Origin of the sequence: Chelativorans sp. ZYF759, from assembly GCF_012911015.1 — a bacterium.
In the GTDB taxonomy this organism is placed as follows: domain Bacteria; phylum Pseudomonadota; class Alphaproteobacteria; order Rhizobiales; family Rhizobiaceae; genus ZYF759.
The window spans coordinates 86,559-108,869 of record NZ_WVVV01000007.1 but is presented as its reverse complement, the minus strand read 5'-3'; the positions used below and the strand labels follow the sequence as shown (position 1 = coordinate 108,869).

Annotated in this window: 25 protein-coding genes; 7 read left to right on the top strand and 18 right to left on the bottom strand. The window is 64.9% G+C overall.

Annotated elements, in window-relative coordinates:
* Window positions 1-35 precede the first annotated feature (35 nt).
* Window positions 36-1,127: a class I SAM-dependent methyltransferase gene (locus tag GRZ55_RS13345; RefSeq protein WP_169287430.1), complete on the bottom strand. Its 1,092-nt coding sequence runs from the start codon at window positions 1,125-1,127 to the stop codon at window positions 36-38.
* A complete protein-coding gene (lgt, locus tag GRZ55_RS13340; protein ID WP_169287429.1) occupies window positions 1,124-1,975 on the bottom strand; it encodes a prolipoprotein diacylglyceryl transferase in 852 nt (283 codons plus the stop codon). The genes GRZ55_RS13345 and lgt overlap by 4 nt, the downstream gene beginning before the upstream one ends.
* 150 nt (window positions 1,976-2,125) lie before the next feature.
* Between lgt and GRZ55_RS13335 the strand changes: the two genes are divergently transcribed.
* The 3 genes from GRZ55_RS13335 (at window position 2,126) to GRZ55_RS13325 (ending at window position 3,599) form a co-directional block, all read left to right on the top strand.
* On the top strand, window positions 2,126-2,419 hold the full coding sequence (locus GRZ55_RS13335) for an accessory factor UbiK family protein (RefSeq protein ID WP_169287428.1): 294 nt from the start codon (window positions 2,126-2,128) through the stop codon (window positions 2,417-2,419).
* 316 nt (window positions 2,420-2,735) lie between these two features.
* Entirely contained in the window at window positions 2,736-3,236 is a 501-nt protein-coding gene (locus tag GRZ55_RS13330; RefSeq protein ID WP_169287427.1) for a YbjN domain-containing protein, read from the top strand.
* 6 nt (window positions 3,237-3,242) lie between these two features.
* The gene (locus GRZ55_RS13325; protein ID WP_169287426.1) at window positions 3,243-3,599 is read left to right on the top strand and encodes a tRNA-binding protein; all 357 of its coding nucleotides are present in this window, start codon (window positions 3,243-3,245) and stop codon (window positions 3,597-3,599) included.
* A gap of 18 nt (window positions 3,600-3,617) precedes the next feature.
* Here the strand turns inward: GRZ55_RS13325 and GRZ55_RS13320 are convergent, their stop codons facing one another.
* A complete protein-coding gene (locus GRZ55_RS13320; RefSeq protein ID WP_169287425.1) occupies window positions 3,618-4,394 on the bottom strand; it encodes a class D beta-lactamase in 777 nt (258 codons plus the stop codon).
* Window positions 4,395-4,431: 37 nt separating this feature from the next.
* The gene (locus tag GRZ55_RS13315) at window positions 4,432-5,793 is read right to left on the bottom strand and encodes an ATP-binding protein (RefSeq protein ID WP_246734738.1); all 1,362 of its coding nucleotides are present in this window, start codon (window positions 5,791-5,793) and stop codon (window positions 4,432-4,434) included.
* A 227-nt stretch (window positions 5,794-6,020) separates the two neighbouring features.
* Between GRZ55_RS13315 and GRZ55_RS13310 the strand changes: the two genes are divergently transcribed.
* Window positions 6,021-8,345, top strand: a complete 2,325-nt coding sequence (locus tag GRZ55_RS13310) for a mechanosensitive ion channel domain-containing protein (RefSeq protein WP_246734723.1) — start codon at window positions 6,021-6,023, stop codon at window positions 8,343-8,345.
* Window positions 8,346-8,359: 14 nt separating this feature from the next.
* Here GRZ55_RS13310 and GRZ55_RS13305 read toward each other — a convergent pair whose 3' ends face one another.
* The 8 genes from GRZ55_RS13305 to GRZ55_RS13270 are packed head-to-tail and all read right to left on the bottom strand — an operon-like array spanning window position 8,360 to window position 15,351.
* The gene (locus tag GRZ55_RS13305) at window positions 8,360-10,063 is read right to left on the bottom strand and encodes a complex I subunit 5 family protein (RefSeq protein WP_169287423.1); all 1,704 of its coding nucleotides are present in this window, start codon (window positions 10,061-10,063) and stop codon (window positions 8,360-8,362) included.
* Window positions 10,060-11,532: a monovalent cation/H+ antiporter subunit D family protein gene (locus GRZ55_RS13300; protein ID WP_169287422.1), complete on the bottom strand. Its 1,473-nt coding sequence runs from the start codon at window positions 11,530-11,532 to the stop codon at window positions 10,060-10,062. Before GRZ55_RS13300 ends, GRZ55_RS13305 begins: the two co-directional genes overlap by 4 nt.
* Window positions 11,529-13,016, bottom strand: a complete 1,488-nt coding sequence (locus GRZ55_RS13295) for a complex I subunit 5 family protein (RefSeq protein WP_169287421.1) — start codon at window positions 13,014-13,016, stop codon at window positions 11,529-11,531. The genes GRZ55_RS13300 and GRZ55_RS13295 overlap by 4 nt, the downstream gene beginning before the upstream one ends.
* Window positions 13,013-13,348, bottom strand: coding sequence for an NADH-quinone oxidoreductase subunit K (locus tag GRZ55_RS13290; protein WP_169287420.1), 336 nt, complete (start codon window positions 13,346-13,348; stop codon window positions 13,013-13,015). The genes GRZ55_RS13295 and GRZ55_RS13290 overlap by 4 nt, the downstream gene beginning before the upstream one ends.
* Window positions 13,345-14,283: a hydrogenase subunit MbhD domain-containing protein gene (locus GRZ55_RS13285; RefSeq protein ID WP_169287419.1), complete on the bottom strand. Its 939-nt coding sequence runs from the start codon at window positions 14,281-14,283 to the stop codon at window positions 13,345-13,347. The genes GRZ55_RS13290 and GRZ55_RS13285 overlap by 4 nt, the downstream gene beginning before the upstream one ends.
* A complete protein-coding gene (locus tag GRZ55_RS13280; protein WP_169287418.1) occupies window positions 14,280-14,594 on the bottom strand; it encodes a monovalent cation/H(+) antiporter subunit G in 315 nt (104 codons plus the stop codon). The genes GRZ55_RS13285 and GRZ55_RS13280 overlap by 4 nt, the downstream gene beginning before the upstream one ends.
* On the bottom strand, window positions 14,591-14,875 hold the full coding sequence (locus GRZ55_RS13275) for a monovalent cation/H+ antiporter complex subunit F (protein WP_169287417.1): 285 nt from the start codon (window positions 14,873-14,875) through the stop codon (window positions 14,591-14,593). The genes GRZ55_RS13280 and GRZ55_RS13275 overlap by 4 nt, the downstream gene beginning before the upstream one ends.
* Window positions 14,872-15,351: a Na+/H+ antiporter subunit E gene (locus tag GRZ55_RS13270; protein ID WP_169287416.1), complete on the bottom strand. Its 480-nt coding sequence runs from the start codon at window positions 15,349-15,351 to the stop codon at window positions 14,872-14,874. Before GRZ55_RS13270 ends, GRZ55_RS13275 begins: the two co-directional genes overlap by 4 nt.
* A 167-nt stretch (window positions 15,352-15,518) precedes the next feature.
* Here GRZ55_RS13270 and GRZ55_RS13265 point away from each other — a divergent pair, with 167 nt between their 5' ends.
* A complete protein-coding gene (locus GRZ55_RS13265; RefSeq protein WP_169287415.1) occupies window positions 15,519-16,133 on the top strand; it encodes an SH3 domain-containing protein in 615 nt (204 codons plus the stop codon).
* 53 nt (window positions 16,134-16,186) lie between these two features.
* Here the strand turns inward: GRZ55_RS13265 and GRZ55_RS13260 are convergent, their stop codons facing one another.
* Both GRZ55_RS13260 and GRZ55_RS13255 read right to left on the bottom strand, forming a co-directional pair.
* The gene (locus GRZ55_RS13260; RefSeq protein WP_169287414.1) at window positions 16,187-16,888 is read right to left on the bottom strand and encodes a response regulator; all 702 of its coding nucleotides are present in this window, start codon (window positions 16,886-16,888) and stop codon (window positions 16,187-16,189) included.
* A 56-nt stretch (window positions 16,889-16,944) separates the two neighbouring features.
* Window positions 16,945-17,472 (bottom strand): MarR family winged helix-turn-helix transcriptional regulator, encoded by a 528-nt coding sequence (locus tag GRZ55_RS13255; protein WP_169287413.1) that lies wholly within the window; start codon window positions 17,470-17,472, stop codon window positions 16,945-16,947.
* 216 nt (window positions 17,473-17,688) lie between these two features.
* On the opposite strand from GRZ55_RS13255, the gene GRZ55_RS13250 reads away from it, so the two are divergent.
* Entirely contained in the window at window positions 17,689-18,576 is an 888-nt protein-coding gene (locus tag GRZ55_RS13250) for a branched-chain amino acid aminotransferase (RefSeq protein WP_169287412.1), read from the top strand.
* Window positions 18,577-18,581: 5 nt separating this feature from the next.
* Here the strand turns inward: GRZ55_RS13250 and GRZ55_RS13245 are convergent, their stop codons facing one another.
* Window positions 18,582-19,151: an MAPEG family protein gene (locus GRZ55_RS13245; RefSeq protein WP_210257342.1), complete on the bottom strand. Its 570-nt coding sequence runs from the start codon at window positions 19,149-19,151 to the stop codon at window positions 18,582-18,584.
* Window positions 19,152-19,234: 83 nt separating this feature from the next.
* On the opposite strand from GRZ55_RS13245, the gene GRZ55_RS13240 reads away from it, so the two are divergent.
* Window positions 19,235-19,876: an MBL fold metallo-hydrolase gene (locus GRZ55_RS13240; protein WP_169287411.1), complete on the top strand. Its 642-nt coding sequence runs from the start codon at window positions 19,235-19,237 to the stop codon at window positions 19,874-19,876.
* Window positions 19,877-19,961: 85 nt separating this feature from the next.
* On the opposite strand, the gene GRZ55_RS13235 is transcribed toward GRZ55_RS13240, so the two are convergent.
* The 3 genes from GRZ55_RS13235 to GRZ55_RS13225 form a co-directional block, all read right to left on the bottom strand.
* Window positions 19,962-20,174: a cold-shock protein gene (locus GRZ55_RS13235; protein ID WP_169287410.1), complete on the bottom strand. Its 213-nt coding sequence runs from the start codon at window positions 20,172-20,174 to the stop codon at window positions 19,962-19,964.
* 345 nt (window positions 20,175-20,519) lie between these two features.
* Window positions 20,520-20,735 carry a cold-shock protein gene (locus GRZ55_RS13230; protein ID WP_169287409.1) on the bottom strand — a complete coding sequence of 72 codons (216 nt, stop codon included), beginning with the start codon at window positions 20,733-20,735 and terminating at the stop codon, window positions 20,520-20,522.
* A gap of 203 nt (window positions 20,736-20,938) precedes the next feature.
* A complete protein-coding gene (locus tag GRZ55_RS13225) occupies window positions 20,939-22,060 on the bottom strand; it encodes a hypothetical protein (protein ID WP_169287408.1) in 1,122 nt (373 codons plus the stop codon).
* Between the last annotated feature and the right edge of the window lie 251 nt (window positions 22,061-22,311).

The window sequence follows — 22,311 nt, the reverse complement described above, 5'->3', positions numbered from 1 at the left end:
TTTGTTGGAAATGGTGAGGCAGGCGTCGGGCCAAGTCAATCGTCCATTCGATCGACCGCCGGCAGGGCCGTGCCGGGCCGCGAGATCATCAGCGCCTTGAACAGGCGGCCCATCTGTTCGGGCCGCGCCAGACGGTCGACTTCGCTCTGGAGCCGCTGGCGTGTCGCCGCGTCGGCACGAGCGCCAAGCGCGCCGGCCCGTTCCAGAAGCCCCATTTGCAGCAGGAACGCCCCCTGCTCCATGCTGTGCGTTTGAAGGCCCGCCGCTTCCGCCGCCCGCGCAAGCGTGGCGAAATCGACATGCGAGGTAATATCCGCCTCGCCCGGATGCGCCAGGACGTCGTCGAAGGCGTGCCGCCGCAGGGCCTGAAGCGTGTCCCCCAGCGCCGGGCCGAAATAGCCGTAATCCAGGAAGAGGCCCACCCCGCCATCGGACGCAATGCGCGTGGCGATCCGCGTCATCAGCGCCTCGCGCGCCGGCGAGATCTCGACGATCGCGCCCTCGGGAGCCGACTCCGCATCCGCCGGCAGCAGATCCGGCGCGAGCCCGCCCGATCCCGCCACGAAACAGAGCTGGCCTTCGTCGTCGAGCCCGACCATCCGCTCGCGCCACCTTTGCCCGGCCTTCACATACTGGCGTTGGGGGACCGCATCGAACAGTTCGTTGCCGACGATGAAGAAGGGCATCTGCGGCAATTGGTCGATATCCGACACCCAGATGGGCTCGGCGGCGCTGTTCGCGAGCGTGCGTTTCTGCACATCCCTGAGCCGCGGACTGGTCTCCACCAGATGGATGCGCGCCGCCGACAGCATGCGCGGGGCGGCATGCGAGAGCGCCCGCAGCATGTCCTTCATCAGCGTCCCGCGTCCCGGTCCGATCTCGGCGAGCACGAAGGGCGCGGGGGCCCCGGCCGCCTGCCATGCGCCCGCCATCCACACCGCGATCAGTTCGCCGAACATCTGGCTGATCTCGGGCGCGGTGGTGAAATCGCCCGCCGCGCCGAAGGGCTCGCGCGTCGTGTAGTAGCCATGTTCTGGATCGAACAGGCAATGCGCCATGTAGTCGGCCACCGACAGCGGCCCCGCGGCCGAGATCAGCCGGACCATGCGCGTGCGAAGCGGCGTCATCGCGTCGGCGTGTTCATTGCCATGCGGGCCGAGACGACTGCCCAAAGCCCAATCAGAACCATCGGAAGCGACAGAATCATCCCCATCGTCAGCCAGTTGCCGGCCAGATAGCCGATATGGGCATCCGGCTCCCGGTAGAACTCCACGATGATGCGCGAGAGGCCGTAGCCCGCAACGAAAACACCGGCCACCAGCCCAGGCGCCCGCAGCTGCAACGCCCAATGGGTAAGCAGCCGCAGCACGAGGAAGAGCAGCAGACCTTCCAGCGCGGCCTCGTAAAGCTGGCTCGGGTGACGCGCGAAGGGTCCGCCATTGGGGAACACGAACGCCCACGGCACGTCGGTTGGCCGGCCCCAGAGTTCGGAATTGATGAAATTGGTCAGGCGCACCAGACCAAGGCCGACGGGCACGCCCGCCGCCACCACGTCGAACAGGCTCCACACATTCATGCCGCGCCTGTGGGCAAACAGGATCATCGCCGCGGTGGTGCCGAGGAAACCGCCATGAAAGGACATGCCGCCCTGCCAGATGGCGAATATCTGCAGCGGATTGGCCGCGAAGCTCGCGAAATCATAAAAAAGCACATAACCGACGCGTCCGCCGAGCAGCGTTCCGACCGCCGCCCAGATCAGGAAATCGTCGATGTCGACAGCCTTGCAGGGTGGCTGCCCACCTGGCCAGAGGCGTTCGTTCGTCACCAGCCGCTTGGCGTACCACCACGCGAACAAAAGGCCGCCGATCCAGGCCAGCCCGTACCAGCGTATGGCCAGCGGACCGATCTGCAGGGCGATCGGGTCGATGTTCGGAAATGCGATGGCCGAAAGCGGGAGAAGAAGCGATTCGGGCAAGGTCGGATCCCTTTCCTTGACCGGCACGGGTTGCCGGCGCCGCTGATATGCGGTGCCCGACGGGACGGGTCAAGCCGGAGCGATATGCTGCGACCTTGCATTCGCCCGGCACCGGGCCTACTTCCACATGAAACGATGAGGCACGCCACCATGTCCACTGGTCAGAACCGTATTCTCGACGAATTCGCCAAGCTCATGACAGATGCAGCCGGCGCCGCCCAGGGCGTCCGCCGGGAGATGGAGACGGCATTTCGCTCGCAGGCCGAGCGCATGCTGAACTCGATGGACCTCGTTCAGCGCGAGGAGTTCGAAGCCGTCCGCGAGATGGCGCTCAAGGCGCGCGCCGAGAACGAAAAGCTTGCTGCGCGCATCGCGGAACTCGAAATTCGCCTGCAGCAGCCCGAAAAGAAGCCCGCGGCAAGGGCAGCTGCGAAAAAGCAGTAGCGGTTTTCAACAGGGCGCCCGGACGCGGAAAACCTTTCCGCAGAGTCGCTTAGGTCGGTTTGACCGGCGCCCTCCCATAACCTTTCCACATCTTCCGCTCTAATGTCCCAAAAAGGGACTGTTCACCAGACTCCTCATCAATAGACTGAATTTGTTGATTGATTCGGAACGGCTTTCGGAGCGTTCCGCATCGGGAGAGGGGGTCTGGTGCGGCTTTGGCCGCGCATGCTCCGCACAGGGTACGAGTGCTAGGGTTGGCGTGCAGTTCGGCACGGGTTTGATCCGTGTATGGCACCAGGCAGATAAAGAGCGGTCAATGGATATTCTCGAATACGACATCGCGCGCGACGCGCACCCGGTCGATGTGATCGAGCACGTCGCCAATGCGAACGACTGGTCCTTCGAGCGCAGCGGTGATGACGAGATTTCGATCGCCGTCGCCGGCACGTGGACCGACTACCATGTCTCTTACTCCTGGATCGAGGAATTCGAGGCTCTTCACCTCGCCTGCGCATTCGACATCAAGGTGCCGGAAAACCGTACGCTCGAGGTCATGCGGCTCCTGTCGCTGATCAACGAGCAGATGCTGTTCGGGCATTTCGACTTCTGGGAGCAGGAAGGCGCGGTGATGTTCCGCCAGTCGCTCCTGCTCGCGGGCGGCCTCGATCCGTCCAGTCAGCAGGTCGAGGTGCTGCTCCACAGCGCCCTCGAAGCTTGCGAGTGCTATTATCAGGCATTCCAGTTTGTCATCTGGTCGGGTTCCAGCGCCCGCGACGCGCTCGACAGCGCCCTGTTCGAGACCTGCGGGTCGGCCTGAACGGTCATGGCGGACGGGACGCGAGCGCCGGAGATCGGCTTCGACGATTTTCTGAAGGTCGACATCCGTGTCGGCACGATCGTCGAGGCCGCGCCCTATCCCGAGGCGCGCAAACCCTCCATCAAGCTGAAGATCGATTTCGGTCCGGATATCGGCGTCAAGAAATCGTCGGCCCAGATCACCCGCCACTACACGCCCGAGGAACTTCCGGGCAGACAGGTGCTGGCGGTCGTCAACTTCCCGCCGCGCCAGATCGGCAAGTTCATGTCCGAGGTATTGACGCTCGGCTTTCCCGACGAGGAAGGCGAGGTGGTCCTGTCGACAGTCGATCTGAAGGTCCCGAACGGTGGCCGAATGTACTGAAGGCCGTACCGGCAATGCTCAGTCGATCAGACCCTCGGCAGCAAGTACGGCCTTGACCACCTTCAGGCGCAGCGGCGCCTGCGCCATCCGCGTCATTTCCAGATTGACCGCGAAGACGCGCGTTTCACCTCTCCCTTCCGCCCAGCCTGCGAGCCAGCCGACACCGGTGCCTGCTGTCGACCAGCCGGTCTTGCCACGGATCACCACATCGCCCAGGCGTTCGATTTCGATCATCTCTGTCACCATCGAGTGCGCCCGCGCGGATACGGGGTGGGCGCCCCTGCGTAACCTGTCCATGAAGCTTATCTGTTCAAGCGGCGTGATGCGCATGTCGCCGCGGAGCCAGTAGGGAAAGGTCCCCGTTGCCGCCGCGTTGCCGAAGCCGAGCGACTTGAGGCCGGCCGAAAGCCGCTCGTCTCCCATCATGCGGGCCAGGCGCTGGAAGACCGGCAGGCAGGAGTTTCGGAGGGCTGAGGTCAATGTCTGGTCGCGGTTGCAGCTTTCGACGAAGAAGCGTTCGCCTTGAAAGGGAAAGATGTCGGCGTCGGGGTCCCGGACCAGGCCGAGGTCGAGCGCGATGAGAGAGGCCGGCACCTTGAAGGTCGATGCGGGCACGGAGGCGGCAACGGCCCGCCCCGCGTCCGACACGCGAAGCCTCCCACGCATCGGGTCGTAGATCGCGATGACACCCGCCACGCCCTCCCGTTCCAGGTGTCGGCGCAGTTCCGGCGCCTCTTCGGCTCCCAGGGCCGCGGACGACATCATGATAGCGAGGGCCAGGATCAGCAGGCGCATGCGCGGCTCCGTTCGTGATGTGGTTGTCTGGATGGTGTCAGGCCGGCACGCGGATGGTCGCGCGCAATCCGCCCAGGGGGCTGTCTTCCAGCGAGATGTCTCCGCCATGGCTGCGCGCGATGTCGCGGGCGATCGAAAGGCCCAGCCCCGTGCCGCTCTCGTCCTGATTGCGCGCCTCGTCGAGCCGGACGAAGGGCTTGAACACGTCTTCGCGACGATCGGCCGGAATACCGGGGCCGTTGTCGTCCACGCAGACAACGAGCCTGCCCTCCAGGTTTCGTGCGCTCACCTTGACACGCTCCGCATAGCGCAGTGAATTTCCCACGACATTTGCCATCAGGCGCGAGAACGCCGTCGGCCGGACCTGGACCTCCGGCGGACCTTCCAGTTCCGTCGTCAGTTCTCGCTTCTGGAGACGCGCCTCGTCTTCCAGCCTTCTCAGACAGGCGGCGAGGTCGAAACTGCCCGTGTCCTCGGCTGCCTCCCCCCGCGCAAAGGCAAGATAGCCTTCGAGCATGGACTGCATGTCGTCGATGTCCTGGTTGAGCGCGTCAACCTCGGCAGTCGGGCCCACCAGCGCCAGTTGCAGCTTGAAGCGGGTCAGGATGGTACGCAGGTCGTGGCTGACCCCGGTGAGCATCGCGGTACGCTGTTCGATCTGGCGCTCGATGCGTTCGCGCATGCGCAGGAAGGCGATACCGGCACGTCGCACCTCCTCGGCGCCGCGTGGCTGGAAGCCGGCCGGCATCGGCCGGCCCTTGCCGAAGCTCTCCGCCGCTTCGGCAAGCTGCGTGATCGGCCGGATCTGGTTGCGCAGGAAGGCGACCGCGATCGCCAGCAGGAAAAGCGAGGTCCCCACCATCCACAACAGGAAGATGTGCGTGTTGGAGGCATAGGTCTGGCTGCGACGCGCGAAGACCCTCAGCACCTGTTCCTCCATCCGCACGCGGATTTCCACGATGTTGGAATCGCCCACCGTATCGATCCAGAATGGCAGGTTGATCTGGCGGCTGATTTCCGCGCTGAGGAACTCGTCCAGGATCCCGAAGAAAGGCCGCGCGCCGGGCGGTGGCAAGGGATCGGGTGGCAGCAGGTCCACCCTGAGATTCAGGCGCTCCTGTGCGATGCGTATCACTTCAGCGTGATTGTCGCTGGAAGGGAAGGTTTCGATCATGTCGATGATGGCGGCGATATCGCGTGTGACCGCGGCCGAGAGCCGGTGGGTCACGGTCTGCCAATGTCGTTCCATGAAAACGAAGGCGACCACCGACTGCAGAAGGATCATCGGCGCGATCACGATGATGAGCGAGCGCGCGTAGAGCCGCTTGGGCAGGTAGCGCGAGGCGCCGCGAAACAGCCTGGCGCCCGGCAGGCGGGCCAGCCTGCGCCAGCGCCACATGCGCTTCCAGCCTTCCGAGCCTTCCCAGTCAGACGCCGCCATCTCGCTCCTGCCACCACCACATTCGCCGCGCTGCCGTTGCGGCCCCCTCTTACTCTAGTCGTCCAGCCTTCCATTCACAATTCGCGCCGGTTCGTTGCAGGGCAGCAACTTCTTGGCTGCAAGGCTTGACCTCGCGACCGCAAGAACCATCCTGTGCGCTGATTTTGTGTCAAGGAGTCGACTGAATGCGCTTTTTCGCCGCCCTGTTCGCCGCGCTTGCGATCATGATGACAACCGCTGCGGCACAGGAAGCCCCGGCAGCCGATACGCAGATCGCCCAGCCCGCGCCTCAGGGCAATCTGGAAGAGCTCTTCAGGCTTCTCGAAGACGATGCCACCCGCGCCGAACTGCTCCAGCTGCTGCGTCAACGCGCCGGGTCCGGCGAAGCGGGTGCACCGGGGGCGAACGATGCCGAAGCGCAGGCGGGCCGGGCCGAAGGCGTGATCGACCCCACCATCGCCCGGCAGGTGGCCGAATACACCCGCGGCATCGCCGAGGGTCTCTCCAACAGCGTGTCCTCGATCGTCGACGTGGTCGGCGATGTCGGCGAGCTGTTCACCAGCACGGCGGAGGCCGACCTTGGGCGCCTCGGCTCCACCATGACGAATCTCTTGATCCTGGGCGGCACACTTTTCGCCTCCTTCCTCGTGCTAAGGCTTGTGGCGGCGCGCATTCAGCACGCGATCGCCGGACGAATGGCCGGGGCAAGCTGGATCAACCGCTCGGGCGGTGTCCTTGGCGCCGCACTCGTCGACCTGGCCGCCGTGATCCTTGCCTGGGCAGCGGGCTATTTCGTGGCTCTTAACTTCCTGCCCGGCCCCTTTGGTCGCATGCAGATCAACCAGACGCTGCTGCTCAATGCGTTTCTGGTGGTCGAGACGATCAAGGTGGTTCTGCGGGCCATTTTCGAACCCCGCGATCCGCAATTGCGCTTCCTGCCGATGAGCGACACGACGGCCGCCTACTGGTATTTCTGGGTCGGGCGCCTGATCTCGCTGGTGGGCTACACATTCATGTTCGTCGCACCGATCATCGCCGAGCAGCTGACCCCCGGCGCGGCCCAGGCCGTGCGCGTCCTGGTGATGACGACGTCGGTGCTCATCGGCATCCTCATCATCCTGCAGAACAAGACCCAGGTCCGCGAAGCCCTCTCCGCGCGGTCCCGGGCCGGCAGGGAAGACGCCCTGTCGAGGTCGCTGGCCATGATCGGCGCCTACTGGCACCTTATCGCGATGTTCTACCTGATCGCCCTCCTGGTGGTCTGGCTCACCAATCCCGAGGAGGCGCTGCCCTTCATGCTGCGCGCGACCGTCCAGTCGATCATCGCGATCGCCGTCGGCGCCTTCGTCATCACCTTCATATCGCGCTTCATCAATGCCGGCCTGCGGCTGCCCGACGACGTCAAGGAGCGGCTGCCGCTGCTCGAGACGCGTCTGCAGGCCTTCGTGCCGCGGGTCATGCAGATCGTGCGCACCATAGTGCTGATCGCCGTCATCATCGCCATCGCCCAGGCCTGGGCGCTGCTGGATTTCATGGGCTGGGTGGCCACCGAGGCCGGTCAGCGCGCCACGGGCGCGTTGATCTCGGCCGCCTTCATCATCCTCGCCGGCTTCGTCGCCTATCTGGCGATGTCGTCCTGGGTCGAATACCGGCTCAATCCCAATTTCGGCTCGGTGCCGACCGCGCGCGAGAAGACGCTGCTGATGCTTTTCCGCAACGCCTTCACCATCGCGCTCGCCGTCATGGTGGGCATGCTGGCGCTCGCCCAGATCGGCGTCAACATCGCGCCGCTGCTGGCCGGTGCCGGCGTGCTCGGCCTCGCCATCGGCTTCGGCGCCCAGAAATTCGTCCAGGACATCATCACCGGCATCTTCATCCAGTTCGAGAACATCATGAACGAAGGTGACGTCGTCGCGGTCGCGGGCCTCACCGGCGTGGTGGAGCGCCTGACGATCCGCTCGGTCTCGATCCGTTCCCTGGACGGCACGGTCCATCTGATCCCGTTTTCATCGGTGGATTCGGTTTCCAACATGATGAAGGGCTTCTCCTACCACGTGGCGGAGATGGGCGTGGCCTATCGCGAGGACATCGGCGAGGTGAAGGCGGCCATGCAGGAGGCTTACGACATCCTCATGGAGACCGACCATCGCTTCCACATCCTCGAACCGCTCGACATCCAGGGGGTGACCTCCTTCGGCGACTCGGCCGTGATGGTGCGCGCGCGGATCAAGACGCGGCCCGGCATGCAGTGGGGCACGGGCCGCGCCTACAACGAGATCCTCAAGCAGGTCTTCGACAGGCACGGCATCGAGATTCCGTTCCCGCACATGACGCTCTATATGGGCGAGGACAAGCAGGGCCGCTCGCCGCCCCTCAATCTGCGGCGCACCACAACGATCGAAGAGCAGCCTCTGGAAGGCCCGGACGCACCGCCTTCCGAGTACGACAGCGATTCCATTGCCGAACCGGTCAACGAGGCGCGCGAAATGGAGGGCCGCTCCTCCGGTTGAACCCGGCCAGGGCCTCAGCCGAGCAGCCGATCCGCCAGGAGCATCGCCAGCAGGAGAAGGACCATCAGCGTTCCGGCAACCGCCCAGTTGGCGAGCCGGCCTTCGACCCGGCCGAGCCACAGTCCGGCGGCGGCAAGCAGCGGCCGGCGCACTTCGGGCGCCGCGTGCGGCAGCGTCTCGGCGCCCCGGCGCCAGGCCGCCATGCCACGCCGCGCCAGCGCTTCGATGGGCACCACCAGATCGCCTTCGGGCACCGCGGGCAGCCTGCGAGGCCGGAAGCCGACAAAGACCGCGGCCAGCGCGCCACCCGCCAGCAGCGGCCACAGCGCCGTGCCCAGATTGCCCAGTTCGAACGCATAGGCGAGGTCCTGTCCCGACCAGTCCTCGAACAGCAGCCATGGCATCACGAGCGCACCCGCGCCCATGGCTGCGAAGGGCAGGGTCATGGCGAGAGGCGGCCGCGCCGAATTGCTCTTGCTGCGCAGGTCCTGCACCAGAAACAGGAACCGCAGAAGCAACAGGCTGGTGCCCGCCGCGCTCGCCGTCACCAGCAGTTCCGCCACACCGCCGCCCAGGGGAGGCTTGATGGCGAGTTTTGCAAGCGCCCCACCCAGGAGTGGCAGGCCGGCGACCGAAAGCGCGACCAGGGTGAGCGCGGCCGTCACGTAGCCGGAACCCTTGCGCCCGATCTTCTGCATCACCCCGACGCCCATGAACAGCGCGCCCTTGGCCAGTCCGTGATGCAGGGCATAGAGCGTTGCAGCCGCCACCGCGACGGCACCTGCCCCGACTTCCAGCCCGCCGCCGATCGCTGCGATGACGATGCCCATCTGGCTGACCGTCGAATAGGCAAGCACCGTCTTCGGGTTGGATTGGGTCAGCCCGACCAGGATGCCGAACCAGCTGCCGAAAATGCCGATGGCCATGAGGATCTGTCCCCACGTTCCCGCGTCGCTGCCCAGCGGCAGGAACTGGATCAGTCCGAATATGCCGGCCTTGACGATCGCTCCGCTGAGTACCGCGGAGGCCGGCGTCGGGGCGGCGGGATGCGCAAGCGGCAGCCAGACATGCAGCGGCACCATGCCGGCCTTGATGCCGAAGCCCGCGACCAGAAGCGCGATGGTGAGGCTGTCGCCCGAAGCGCCAAGCGCGTCCCTGACGTCCGAGATCAGGATCCCGTCGGCGGCCGCGACGGCAAGCAGCACACCGAGGAGAAGCAGCGTCTCGCCGATCAGCGCCAGCACGATGTAGACCAGCCCGGCGCGCATCGCACGGACATTGCGTTCGTGTACCACGAGCGGATAGGCGGCCAGCGAGACACAGGTGAAGGCGAGGTAGAAAGTGGCGGCGTCGCCCGCCAGAAAGACGGTCAGATTGCCTGCCAGCGTCAGGCACCAGAAAGCGCAGAAGACCGCCAGGTCACGTCCGCCTTTCATGTAGGCGCGGGCAAAGAAGCCGGCCGCCATCCACAAGGCGGAAGCGAAGCCGAGGAAGAGAGCGCCTTCCCCCGTCATCTCCAGCCGCAAGCCGAACAGCAGTGCGGGCGCTTCCAGCACCGTTCCCGCAGGCACGAGGAAGGCTGCGATCAGCCCGGGCAGCGGGGCAACCGGCAGCAGGTCGAGGGCGCGCTTGTTGAAGATCGGCGAGAGGGCAAGCACGGAAAGCAGCAGCGGCAGCGCCACGACGGGGGCGAGGAGGATCAGGGCTTCGGCGTTCATGGGGTGTACTGCTCCTCCACGATCAGTGTCGCCCAGCCGAGCGGACTCAACGCGAAGCCGGCGAAGAGTCCGACGGCAAGCGAGGCGAGCGCGGTCACCACGGCCGGCAGGATCAGGCCGGCTGGCCCCTCGCCCGGCGCCTCTCCTGCCGGCCTCGCCGCGGGCTCCATGAACCAGGCGCGATAAAGCAGCGGCAGGAAATAGGCGGCGTTGAGAAGGCTGGAACCGGCCAGAACGATCAGGACCCACGTGTAGCCGCCTTGCAGGCTGCCCACGCCCAGATACCACTTCGTGACGAAGCCCGCGACCGGAGGGATGCCGATCATACCGAGCGCGCCGATCGAGAAGGCGAGCATGGTGAGCGGCATGTGCCGCCCCGCACCCTCCATTTGGTCGATTGAGGTGATCCCGCGACGCTCGGCAAGCGCACCTGCCGCGAAGAAGAGCGTGATCTTCATCAAGCCCTGATGGACGAGGTGCACGAGCCCGCCGATCGTCGCGAACGGACCTGCCAGACTTGCGCCGAGCGCAATGTAGGAGACCTGGCTAACGGTGGAGAATGCCAGGCGGCGCTTGATGTCGGTCTGCTGCAGGGCACGCAGCGAACCATAGATGATGGTGAAGGAGGCAACGATCGCCAGCGGCAGGCCGAGCGACAGTTCCGCCACGCGGTCGATGCCGTAGACATCGTAGATGAAGCGCACGATGCCGAAGGCCCCCGCCTTGACCACGGCGACGGCATGCAGGAGCGCGCTCACCGGCGCGGGGGCCGCCATGGCCTGGGGCAGCCAGCCGTGAAACGGAAACATGGCGCCCTTCACGCCAAGCCCGCCGATACAGAGCGCAAAGATCACCGTGAGCGACAGCCGCGACAATTCGTCGAGCTCCGGCTCGCCGGCGAATTCGATCGGTCCGGTCATGCCCTCCAGCCAGACGATGCCCAGGAGAAGCGCCGCGCTGCCCGCCATGGTGTAGATGAGATAGGTCCGCCCGGCCGCGATCGACTTGTCGTCGCCCTTGTGTACGACAAGCGGCCATGTCGAAAGCGTCAGCAGCTCGTAGAATAGGAAGAAGGTGATCAGCGATCCGGACAAGGCGATGCCCGTGGTTGCGAACACGCAGAGATTGAAGAAGCCGAAGAAGCGCGACAGGTTCTCGCTGCCCCGGAAATAGGCGATCGCGTAGATGGTGGTGATCAGCCACAGGAACGAGGACAATGTGATGAACAGCAGCGACAGCGCGTCGACCCTGAGCAGCAGGTAGAGCCCCGGTACGAACTCCAGCCGATACTCGAACTCGACGCCCCGCGCGACCCCTTCGAGCGTCCACGCGATCAGCAGCAGCTTCACTAGTGCGCTGCCGAGATTGATGACGGTGCGGAGCCGGTCATTCTCTTCGCGCAGGAAGAAGATCACCAGCGCCGGGATCAGCGGGCACAGGAGCAGGAGGATCGGCATCGCCGCGTTCATTCTATGCCGACCTCCGCGGTCACCGCCCGCCCGATCTGGATAAACTCGTAGGGTCCCGCCGAGACGACGCCGAGAAGCATTGCGAGAAGGGCGAGGATCAGCGGTACCCATTGCCGCCAGTAGGCGACATACGCGACTTCGGGAATGTCGGATCCGCTGAAGGCCCGGTTGACCGGCCGGAACAGATAGGCTGCGGCCAGTAGGCCACCCGCCATCATCACCAGCGCGATCACCACGTGGCCGCCGGCGAGGGCCGCCGTCAGCATCAGATACTTGGCCATGAACCCCCCGCTCGGCGGCAGGCCCATCAGGGAAATGGCCGCGATGCCGAAGGCAAAGACCGTGACCGGCATGGCCCGGGCAATTCCCTTCATGTCATCGATGCGGTCGTGGCCAAGCGCCTCTATGATGAGCCCGGCCGCCAGGAAGGCAGCGGCCTTTGCGAGGCCGTGCGCCAATGCATGGAACATGCCGCCCGACCACGCGCCCGCTGCCCAGGGCATCTCTCCCGCTATGCCGCCTGAGAGCGGGAAGATCAGGAAGAGATAGCCGAGCTGGGCGACCGTCGAATAGGCGATGATCATCTTGAGCCGCGCCTGGCGCAGCGCGAGCAACGAGCCATAGAGGATCGCCGTTCCGCCCAGAATGCCGATCAGCTGCACGAGGACGGGGCCGGCCGCTTCCGGCATGACGTCGAACCAGAGCCGTACGATGATGAAGAATGAAGCCTTCACCACCAGCGCCGACAGCATGGCGCTGGCCGGCGCGGGAGCGCCTCCATGTGCCGGCGGCAGCCAGGCGTGCAGGGGAAACAGTGCCGTCTTGGCGAGCAATCCTGCCGTCATCAGCCCGCCGGCGACGAGCCTCACCGAAGCGTCGCCCTCGTTGGCGGCGAGCAGCGACATGTCGAGTGTGCCGGCCTCCGCATAGAGCAACACCACGCCGGTAAGGTAGGCCAGCGATCCCGCCAGTGCGAACAGCAGATAGCGGATCGCCGCCCGCGTGCCGCCCAGTGCGACCATGCCGACCGCCGTGATGGTCAGGAGTTCGATGGCGACATAGAGATTGAAGAAATCGGCGCCGAGGAACACACCGTTCAATGCTGCCCACATGCCGTAGAACAGGGCCCAGAAGCTGTAGCTCCGCGAGGTCTCGCCATCTCGCGCGTCGAAGCCTGCCATGGCCACTATGCCGACAGCCGACATGATGATCGCCGTCAGCAGCAGGAAGCTGCTCGACAGGCCGTCCGCAAAGAGCGCGATGCCGAGCGGCGCTTCCCAGCCACCCAGTTCGACCCGTGTCGGATCGCCCTCGGCGACCTGCCAGGCGACGATACCTGTCAGCGCCATCATGAGCGGCCCAACCGCCAGGATCAGGCGGGGCGCCAGCTTGCCGCCGATCAGGATTGCTGTCAGCAATGCCACCAGCGGCAGGGCGATCGACAATTCGATCGCCGGGAACGCGCTCACGATAACGCCCGTCATTCGTGGAGGTCCTCGGCGGTCTTCGCCGCGTCGAGGACGGCTGTCTTCTCTTCTTCGGCAAGCTTGATGACGAGCGCAATGGCGAAGGCCGTCAGCGAAAGCGCGACCACGATGCCCGTGATGATCAGGGCCTGCGGCACGGGATCGGTGCCCTGGCCCGCGCCCAGATAGCCGAGCGCGCCGAACAGCAGGAAGATGCCCGAGCCGATCACGTTGAAGGCGAGGATGCGCCGCAGGAGATGCGCATGCACGATGAAGCCGTAGAGGCCGAGGCCGATGAGGACGCAGCCTGTGAGTGCAAACAGGAGGGCTGAATCGATAGTCGCCATCATGCCGCCCGCCTCGCGCGGCCTGCGACCAGCAGCGCCAGGGTAGCCCCGATCGAGAAGGTCAGGGTGAACTCGATCAGGAGGATCAGGCCATAGGCATATTCATCCGGATACGCCAGCAAGGCGCCGGCACCCAGGCCGGCGATGCCGATGGCAAGGAATACTGCCGGGCCGGCCACGAGCGCGGTGCGCAGCAGCCCGCTTGAGATCGGCGGCTCGTCATAGATGCCGGCCATCACCACGAGCAGCCAGACGGCGGCGAGCACGGTTCCGGCCTGGAAGGCCCCACCCGGCTGCGAGCTGCCGGCCCAGACGAGGTAGACGGCCATCACCAGGCCGATGGGCGGAAGCAGCCGCCCGAACATGGCGAGCACGCCGTCGGGCCGCGCGTGCTGGCGCATGCCCGGCACGCCGCCCCAGGCGGAAGCCGGCGTCAACGCCCAGACCGCCACCAGCGCCACGAGCAGCACGATGCTCTCCATCAGCGTGTCATAGGCACGGAAATCGAGCAGCACCCCGGTGACCGGGTTGGACACGCCGTGATCCGCAAGTCGCTCCGTGACCAGCGGGGCAAGACCCTCGCGCCCGGGCGGCAATGCCAGTACCGCGGCGGCGAGAACAACGGTTGTCGCCGCGGATGCGAGTCCGGCGACGAGCCTCAGCCCCCAATGTGACAGTTCATGCGCCTCGGACACGCCGGCGCGCCGCAGCAGCGACCAGGCGCCGATGAGGAGCACACCGGTGAGACCGGCGCCGATCGCGGCTTCGGCCAGCGCCACATCCACGGCCTCCAGCCGCACCCAGGCCAGCGCAATGAGTATGCCGTAGACGATGAAGAAGGCGATCGCCCCGAACAGGTCGCGACCGGTCATGGCAAGGACGGCCGCTGTCAGGATCAGGAGGCAAAGGCCCGCGTCGAGCAGGAGGGCGGCGTTCATGCCTGCCTGTCCGCCTGACCTTCCGCCGGAAGGCGGTCGAGCGCACTGCGCGCGATCAGTTGCGCGACACTGGCCGCGGCCAGGACAGCCAGCAACCATACCAGGGCCAGCTTGACGATCGCGTATGGCTCGCCGATCTGGAACGCGACGCCGAGCGCGATCAGGCCGAGCCCGAGATTGTCGGCCTTGGTCAGCGCATGGAGGCGGCTATGGAGGTCGGGGAAGCGCAGCAGCCCGACCGAACCGGCCAGGAAGAAGACGAGACCGACGCTGACCAGGATGACCGTCAGCACATTGGCGAAGCCGCTCATTCGTCGTTCTCCTCCGGGTCGCCGGCCCCGTCGGCGCTGGTCGACTTCACGAAGGCGACCGCCGCGAAGGCGGCCAGCAGGGCGAGCACCAGCCCCACGTCGATGATGGCGCTGTTGCCGCCGGCTGCGGCGAGCAGCAGCGTCATGGCAACGCCGCCGGTACCGACCAGCTGTGCGCTGGCGATCCGGTCCGCGCGGCTTGGGCCCCAATGAACACGCAGGAAACCGAGCGCGATTGTTCCCAGGAGGAAGAGCGCGGCGAGCAGGAGAAATTCGCTCATCCGGGCGCCTCGCCTATGGTGCGGGCGATGCGCGCCTCTTCGGCCGCGATCTCGCCGGCGATGTCCTTGCGGATGTCGAGGCAATGGACATAGAGGATGTCGCCCCGGCTGCCGGCGACCAGCGTGCCGGGCAGGAGGCTCAGTTCGCTGCCCAGCGTGACACGCGGTCCGCCCCGCGGCAGCTTCGTGCGCCAGTGCAGCCAGCCCGGCGCGACCGGCAGGCTTGGATGGAAGGCGCGCCACGCGACATCGATGCCGCCGCGCACCGACTGGGCCATAAAACCCGGCACCATGGCCATCACCGCCCCCACCCGCACCCCCCTCCCCCCGGATGGCAGGAGGCGCATGCTGAACATGGCGGCCATGACGGCAGTCGGAATCCCGAAGGCGAGGCCGGACGGCGACGCACCCGTGAGGACAAGCCAGAGGCCAAGGAAAATCGCGAGCCTTTTGATGAAGACCAGTCTGCTTGCCATGTCGGAAAGATTTGCACACCCCGGTAGCGCTGTGAAGCGGAAACGCATCGCTGTCGGTCAGGTTCCGGCGGCGGCCCCGAACGCCGATCGGTTCAGCAACGGTTCATCGACGAATGTGTAGAACCCGTGCAAACGTCCGCCGAACATGGACGCAGGAGATAGACACGATGACGATCAAGACCATTGGAATTCTGGCCACCCTGGGCTTGCTGTCCCTGCCGGGCATCGCCGTTGCCGGACAACTCGCCTACGCGACCCACAATGTGAACGTCCGGGCGGGACCCGGCGTCGACTACCCCGTCGTCGATATCGCGCGGGCTGGCGAGGAAATCTATGTCTATGGCTGCCTCAGCCAGCGCGCCTGGTGCGACGTGGACTTCGACGGCCTGCGCGGCTGGATGTCGTCCAACTATCTGGCATTTGTCGAGCGTGGCCGCCGCTATGTTGGCCCCGACGCCATGTACCGCATGGGCACCCCCATCATCACCTTCCGCTTCGGCGATTATTGGGACCGCCACTACAGCCGCCGCGATTTCTACCGCGACCGCCACAGGTGGGAGCGCCCGCACGGACGACCCGGGCCTTCCCATGTCCGTCCGACTGAAAGGCCTCGGCAGCCCGAGATCCGTGTGCCCGACCGCAGCGATCGCGGTCCCGCTACACGCCCTTCAGAGCAGAACCGTCAGCCGGAGTTCCGCGCGCCGGACCACTGGGAGCGAGGCTGGCGGGGTCAGAGCAGGTTTGACGGCAGGGAGCGCGACGAACGCCGTTACCGCGACTGAACACCCGCGTTTCGCGGGGGACCCGGCCGGCCAATCAGACCGGTCGGGCCATCCTATTCGACGCTCAGACGGTAGCCGATACCGCGAACGGTCTGCAGCCAGGTAGGGTTTGCCGGATCCTTTTCGATCTTTCGCCGCAGGCGATTGATCTGCACGTCGATGGTGCGTTCTCCGACCGTGGCATCCTCGCCGACAAGTTCGTGGCGCGGGATCGTTTCTCCGGCACGCTGTGCGAAGATGGCCAGGATTTCCTGTTCCCGATCGGTCAGCTTGAGCGCCTCGCCGCCCTTCTTCAGTTCGCGGCGCGCGATCTGGAAGGAATAGGGGCCGAACACCACCTGTTCGAGCTTCGGCTGTTGCTGGGGACCGCCGCGGCGCAGGATGTTGTTGATGCGCAGGATAAGTTCGCGCGGATCGAAGGGCTTGGGTAGATAATCGTCGGCACCGGCTTCAAGGCCCTCGATGCGATTGTCGGTCTCCGTCAGTGCCGTGAGCATGAGGATCGGGACATCCCGCTCCGCGCGCAGGGACTGGGTCAGTTCCACTCCCGTCTCGCCCGGCATCATCACGTCCAGCACGATGAGGTCGAATTCCAGTCCCCTCAGCCGGGCGCGTGCCTCCTCCGCATTGCCGGCGATCGTGATGCGAAAGCCATTCTCGGCAAGATACCGCTTCAGCAGGCTCCGGATACGCGTGTCATCGTCCACCACAAGCAGGTGCGGCGCGTCGTCATCCGGTCTCGACGTTTCTGACATGTCGACTTCCTTCCTTTCTGACCCCACCCGTCGCTGACATCTTTGGCCCGCTGGTATCACTCAGTGCGGACGCCGCCCGGCACCCGATCGATCTGTGGCCTGAGATCCGGGTCGACCATCTGCTTGAGAAAGCTCTCGACCGCTGCGCGGTCGCCCGAAGAGGCGCCTTCCAATGCGCGGGCGATGCGGCGGGACTGTGGCGCGGCCAGAGCCAGTGCCAGGCTGCTGCCTTGCTCCGTCGGATACAGACGCCGCTGTCGCCGATCCCTTGCCCCCTGACGCTGAACGACATGGCCCGCATCGATCAACTGCTTGAGGACACGTGCCAGGCTCTGCTTGGTGATCTTCAGCACATCCAGCAACTCGGCGACGGTCATGCCGGGCTTGCGATTCACGAAGTGAAGGATGCGGTGATGCGCTCGGCCGAATCCGTAATCGGCCAGAATCTGATCGGGATCCGAGGTGAAGTCGCGATACGCGAAGAAGAGCAGCTCGATCAGCGCGAAGTCGATCTCGTCTTGCGTGGCGAGACCATCGCTTGGGGCGGCCTCGACCGCGCCCTGCCTGCGGGTGACGAGAGTCATGCCCAACCCCTGCGGAAATTTATGTCAGCCATGTTGACATAAATTAGCCCGGCTGGTAATTTTTGGCAAGCTTTGAGGCCGTTGGCGCACGAAAACGTCGGCACTGGTCGGATAATCGGAACTTCCGGACTCGCGCTTAACATTTTGCCACCTCGTTTCGGCGCCAGAACGCCGCAGCCTGCATTAAGGGGCGAGTGCCCCACGGGAGGTAATACCATGTCCGTTCCCTTCGACCAGCTTGACGGTCATATCTGGATGAATGGCGAATTCGTCAAATGGTCAGAGGCCAAGGTGCATGTCCTGACCCACGGCCTCCATTATGCCAGCGCCGTGTTCGAGGGCGAGCGGGCTTATGGGGGCGAAATCTTCAAGCTGACCCAGCACACCGAGCGCCTCCACGAATCCGCCCGCCTCCTCGGCTTTACGATTCCCTGGTCAGTCGCCGATATCGACAATGCGTGCAACCAGTTGCTCGCCAAGCAGGGCCTGTCGGATGCCTATGTCCGACCCATCGCCTGGCGCGGCAGCGAGATGATGGGCGTTTCCGCCCAGAAGAACCGCATCAACCTCGCCATCGCCATCTGGCAGTGGCCGAGCTATTTCGATCCTAAGCAGCGTCTCAAGGGCATTCGCCTGGACCTGGCCGACTGGCGTCGCCCCGACCCGCGCACCGCACCTTCCAAGTCGAAAGCCGCCGGACTGTACATGATCTGCACGATGTCGAAACATGCCGCCGAGGCCAAGGGCTATGCGGACGCCCTGATGCTCGACTGGCGCGGTCATGTCGCCGAGGCGACCGGGGCCAATGTCTTTTTCGTCAAGGAAGGCCGTCTGCACACCCCCACACCCGACTGCTTCCTGGACGGCATCACGCGGCGCACGGCCATCGATCTGGCCAAGCGGCGCGGTATCGAGGTCGTCGAGCGCACCATCCTTCCTGAAGAGATGGAAGGCTTTGAGCAGTGCTTCCTCACCGGCACAGCGGCCGAGGTCACCCCGGTCTCGGAGATCGGTCCCTATCGTTTCGAGGTCGGCGAGCTGACCACGACATTGATGAACGATTATTCGGCCGAGGTTCAGCCCAAGCGCGCCGCAGCGGAATGAGCAGCTCAGGCTCCGAATAGCAGCAGCCAAAGCAGCACCAGGTAGCCGACGGCGCTCGGCAGCATGGTAAGGCTCATTCCGAGCGAGCGTCCCTTCGCGCCGCGTGTATAGCCGAAAAAGAAGAGCGTCCGCCCGACCACGAACAAGGCGGCCGCGGCCGGCAGAAGCGCCAGCCACGGGCCACGCGCCAGAGCAGCCAGCGCAAAATAGAAGCCGGCCGCAAGAACGGTTTGCTCAAGCGTGTTCTGCAGGAAGGCCGCCCTGACCGCCAGCGTCTCGCTCGGCGATCCGGCTGCCTGCCCGCCAATGTCGGCGGCAGAATAGCGGCGGCCCGTCGACACCATCAGGATCGCGATCATCAATATGAGGGCAGGCACCGCCCAGACGATAGCCGCCAGGCCGAGCGCATGGGCGACATCTTGCGGAAACTCGAAGACTTTCGGCAGGAGGCGGTAAGCCCCGAAATACGCGGCTACCGTCACCAGAAAGGCGATGCTCGTGTCGCGTCGTATCGCCCTTTCCTCCAACGCCATGTCGATCTTCTCGGCTGGGCGCCTGTAGTCCGATTTCCCCATTGCATCCTCCTCGACGGGCATCCGAGGGTGGCACAGACTGCGTTCAAGCTCTATGTCAGACCGCCAACCGCAAGGAGAACGCCATGGGTCAGCTGAAAGCCGGCATCATCCCCGTCACGCCATTCCAGCAGAATTGCACGATCCTCTTCGACGAGGAAACGCACCAGGGCGTGGTGGTCGATCCGGGTGGCGACGTCGACAGCATCATGGCGGCGATTGACGACAACGGCCTGAAGATCGAAGCCATCTGGCTGACCCACGGCCATATTGATCATGCGGGCGGCGCCATGGACCTGAAGGAGCGCCTCGGCATCGACATCGTGGGACCGCATGAAAGCGATCGGCCAATGCTCGAAAACCTGGAGGCGCAGGCGCGCATGTTCGGGCTGGAGGGTAGCGTTCGCAACGTGACACCGGATCGTTTCCTGACGGAAGGCGAAACGCTCTCCTTTGGGGATCACCGGTTTGAAGTGCTGCATTGTCCGGGTCACGCGCCGGGCCACGTCGTCTTTTACAACCGCGAAGCGGGCTTCGCCCATGTCGGCGACGTTCTCTTCTCCGGCTCGATCGGCCGCACCGATCTTCCCGGCGGCGATCACGCGACCCTGATCAGTTCCATCAAGAACAAGCTGCTGCCGCTGGGCGATGAGATCGGGTTCATCTGTGGTCACGGGCCAGGCGGCAAGCTCGGCGATGAGCGCCGAAACAATCCGTTCCTGACCTAGCGCACCGCGTCATCCATCGCCAGGCATGCTGCGCGCTCAAGCGCGCAGCACCAGCGACGCGGACGCGGACTTAAAGATCCGTGCCCTACAGCACCATAAGGTTGACGGCTTTCGGGCCCTTGCCGCGATTGTCCGGCTCGGTGTCGAAACTCACCTTCTGGCCGTCCTGGAGCCCGGTAAGACCCGAAGCCTGGACCGCCGAGATGTGCACGAACACGTCGCGTTGGCCGTCGTCTGGCGTGATGAAGCCGTAGCCCTTGTCCTGGTTGAAGAACTTTACGGTACCGTTCTGTGACATCGGGGAAAGCTCCTTGTCTCCCGCGTTAAGCCCTCGCCGCCGCTGCGGCTCCGCAATCTCGGTGTTTTGCTGGGGGAGAAGAAACAGTGTTCCGCATATGGGGATCTTGCCGCGATCCGCTTCTTCGCGGGAAACCCGATGCCATGTCTGCCTTGTTCATGTCTGCGACCAACCCGGGCATTCCATTCCAGTCTCCGGGCCGGCAATGCCCGAACGGAAGCGATGTTCCTTCATTTCTCGAAAACGGGCAAGCGATTTTGAAGACCGGAAAAACCAAAAAGGGCGTCCGGCTTTCACCGAACGCCCTTCAATCTCAAGCTGCTGAGATTCTTTGCCGGTTGTGGCTTACGCCTCGGCGAGATTGACCGCCTTGGGGCCCTTGCCCATCCGGTCGGGCTCGACGTCGAAGGTCACCTTCTGGCCATCGACCAGCGTGCGCAGGCCAGAGGCCTCGACAGCGGAAATGTGAACGAAGACGTCCTTCGAACCGCCGTCCGGCGTGATGAAGCCGAAACCCTTGGTGGTGTTGAAGAACTTGACGGTGCCGGTCTGGCTGCTCATGGGGAAACTCCTCTCCCAGTCGTTTGGTATGCGTCCGCGCGGCGCGCGCGAACTCGCTGTCGTCGAGAGTTCACGTAGTCGGGGAAAGGTCGTCCAATAACGTTCCAGTCTCCGGGTCGTCTGCAAAAACCCGAACTGGAGTGAGCATCGCACAGTTTTGTCGCGATTCCAAGGCACTACCGGATCGACCCAGGTCGCCCCCGTCAGACCGCATAACGAAGGATCGCCGCCAGCTCGCCGCCGCCGGGAATGTCGGACTTGCGCACCGCGAGGACACGCGCCCCCGAGGCCAGTGCCCGGCCGGCAATTTCGTCGACCACGCCGTAGTTGCCCGCATCGGCCTTGTCGGAGAAAGTCACCGCACCGCTTTCGTCATCGACGGTGCCGTGCACGACCGTGTCGATATCGACAAGCAACGCCTCGATCGCGCCATAGGTGGCCGCGCGTGCCGCGTCCGACATGTCGGCCGTGGCCCGACCCTGGCTCGACCGGGTCTCGTAGAGCTCCTTCATCCCCTCGATATCCTTGGCATAGGCCGTGTCGAGTATCGGCCGCGCCGCGTTCGCGAGGTCAGCCTCGCTCATCCGGTCCGGGCTGTCGGCGATGATGTCTTCGAGAAGGTTCGGGTAGCTGCAGACAGAGGGAAAGAGAGAAGCAAGGCGGCCCGTGGCCGCCAGGATCAGCGGGATCTCCCGACCAGACAGAACCGGACGAAGGGCGGCGTCGACCTTGCGCGCAAACTGGCGCAGACGAACGTTCTGGCCCTCCGAGCCGTGTATGCGTCCGGAATGAGAACGATCGTTGAGTGTCGACTTGCCCAGCGCGTCCGCCGCGTCTTTCGGCATGTTATCGACACGCACTTCCCGGGCGGGCAGGTCCGCAAAGACCTCGACAAGCCGGACATGGTTCTCTGCAAGGGCCAGAACGAATGCCGAATGGGGAAAGGTGAGAGCCCGAAGCAATTGCTTGAGATGGAAACGGTCCGATACCTCGACCATTTCATGGAGATCATTGGCGAGGCGATAGACCGAGAGCTTGTCGGGCGTGGCCAGGACCGCAAGGCTGTTGGCCTGCAGGCGCCAGAACTCGTCATCCTCCGCCAGTCCGTCGAAATGCTCCATGAGGGCGCCGAGACGCCGCTTGTCGAGCCCCGCCGCTTCCAGCTTCTCGCGTGCCGTACGTGCGAAATTGCCCAACTCCACCCGGGCGGACCCCGCGTCCTGCGTCAGCGGTGTCGTGTCGAGATAGATCGAGACGCAGGCATCCGCGCGTATGGACGAAAGCGCCTTGAACTCGGGCAGGGTGGGAATGTCGACATGCAGCATGCGGTGTCCTCTCTGTGATGTTTGGTGAAACGGGATCATGTGCTGGTATGGGGACGGAAATAGGGTCCACGAAGGGCTATCGCAACGTCTTGACCGCGCTTGCGCCCTATGCGGCCTTCGGCTATAGGAGCGCCACCCGCGCAGACACCCTTGGAGGCAGCGCGGCTGGAGGCGGCATCTCACGAAGGTTCGGCATCGGACTGGAGGCGAGTGGGCCGCTTTCGACGTTTCAGGGCCTTGCCTTGAAACGC

Bases quoted from the DNA above. Each gene is read 5' to 3' on its own strand.
- GRZ55_RS13345 (WP_169287430.1), bottom strand. From the start codon at position 1,127: ATGACGCCGCTTCGCACGCGCATGGTCCGGCTGATCTCGGCCGCGGGG.
- GRZ55_RS13245 (WP_210257342.1), bottom strand. From the start codon at position 19,151: ATGGGGAAATCGGACTACAGGCGCCCAGCCGAGAAGATCGACATGGCG.
- GRZ55_RS13260 (WP_169287414.1), bottom strand. From the start codon at position 16,888: ATGTCAGAAACGTCGAGACCGGATGACGACGCGCCGCACCTGCTTGTG.
- GRZ55_RS13305 (WP_169287423.1), bottom strand. From the start codon at position 10,063: ATGAACGCCGAAGCCCTGATCCTCCTCGCCCCCGTCGTGGCGCTGCCG.
- GRZ55_RS13280 (WP_169287418.1), bottom strand. From the start codon at position 14,594: ATGAGCGGCTTCGCCAATGTGCTGACGGTCATCCTGGTCAGCGTCGGT.
- GRZ55_RS13315 (WP_246734738.1), bottom strand. From the start codon at position 5,793: ATGTGGCGCTGGCGCAGGCTGGCCCGCCTGCCGGGCGCCAGGCTGTTT.
- GRZ55_RS13300 (WP_169287422.1), bottom strand. From the start codon at position 11,532: ATGAACGCGGCGATGCCGATCCTCCTGCTCCTGTGCCCGCTGATCCCG.
- GRZ55_RS13335 (WP_169287428.1), top strand. From the start codon at position 2,126: ATGTCCACTGGTCAGAACCGTATTCTCGACGAATTCGCCAAGCTCATG.
- GRZ55_RS13230 (WP_169287409.1), bottom strand. From the start codon at position 20,735: ATGAGCAGCCAGACCGGCACCGTCAAGTTCTTCAACACCACCAAGGGT.
- GRZ55_RS13330 (WP_169287427.1), top strand. From the start codon at position 2,736: ATGGATATTCTCGAATACGACATCGCGCGCGACGCGCACCCGGTCGAT.
- GRZ55_RS13225 (WP_169287408.1), bottom strand. From the start codon at position 22,060: ATGCTGCATGTCGACATTCCCACCCTGCCCGAGTTCAAGGCGCTTTCG.
- GRZ55_RS13250 (WP_169287412.1), top strand. From the start codon at position 17,689: ATGTCCGTTCCCTTCGACCAGCTTGACGGTCATATCTGGATGAATGGC.
- GRZ55_RS13325 (WP_169287426.1), top strand. From the start codon at position 3,243: ATGGCGGACGGGACGCGAGCGCCGGAGATCGGCTTCGACGATTTTCTG.
- GRZ55_RS13240 (WP_169287411.1), top strand. From the start codon at position 19,235: ATGGGTCAGCTGAAAGCCGGCATCATCCCCGTCACGCCATTCCAGCAG.
- GRZ55_RS13290 (WP_169287420.1), bottom strand. From the start codon at position 13,348: ATGATGGCGACTATCGATTCAGCCCTCCTGTTTGCACTCACAGGCTGC.
- GRZ55_RS13310 (WP_246734723.1), top strand. From the start codon at position 6,021: ATGCGCTTTTTCGCCGCCCTGTTCGCCGCGCTTGCGATCATGATGACA.
- GRZ55_RS13255 (WP_169287413.1), bottom strand. From the start codon at position 17,472: ATGACTCTCGTCACCCGCAGGCAGGGCGCGGTCGAGGCCGCCCCAAGC.
- GRZ55_RS13265 (WP_169287415.1), top strand. From the start codon at position 15,519: ATGACGATCAAGACCATTGGAATTCTGGCCACCCTGGGCTTGCTGTCC.
- GRZ55_RS13295 (WP_169287421.1), bottom strand. From the start codon at position 13,016: ATGACGGGCGTTATCGTGAGCGCGTTCCCGGCGATCGAATTGTCGATC.
- GRZ55_RS13320 (WP_169287425.1), bottom strand. From the start codon at position 4,394: ATGCGCCTGCTGATCCTGGCCCTCGCTATCATGATGTCGTCCGCGGCC.
- GRZ55_RS13270 (WP_169287416.1), bottom strand. From the start codon at position 15,351: ATGGCAAGCAGACTGGTCTTCATCAAAAGGCTCGCGATTTTCCTTGGC.
- GRZ55_RS13235 (WP_169287410.1), bottom strand. From the start codon at position 20,174: ATGTCACAGAACGGTACCGTAAAGTTCTTCAACCAGGACAAGGGCTAC.
- GRZ55_RS13275 (WP_169287417.1), bottom strand. From the start codon at position 14,875: ATGAGCGAATTTCTCCTGCTCGCCGCGCTCTTCCTCCTGGGAACAATC.
- GRZ55_RS13285 (WP_169287419.1), bottom strand. From the start codon at position 14,283: ATGAACGCCGCCCTCCTGCTCGACGCGGGCCTTTGCCTCCTGATCCTG.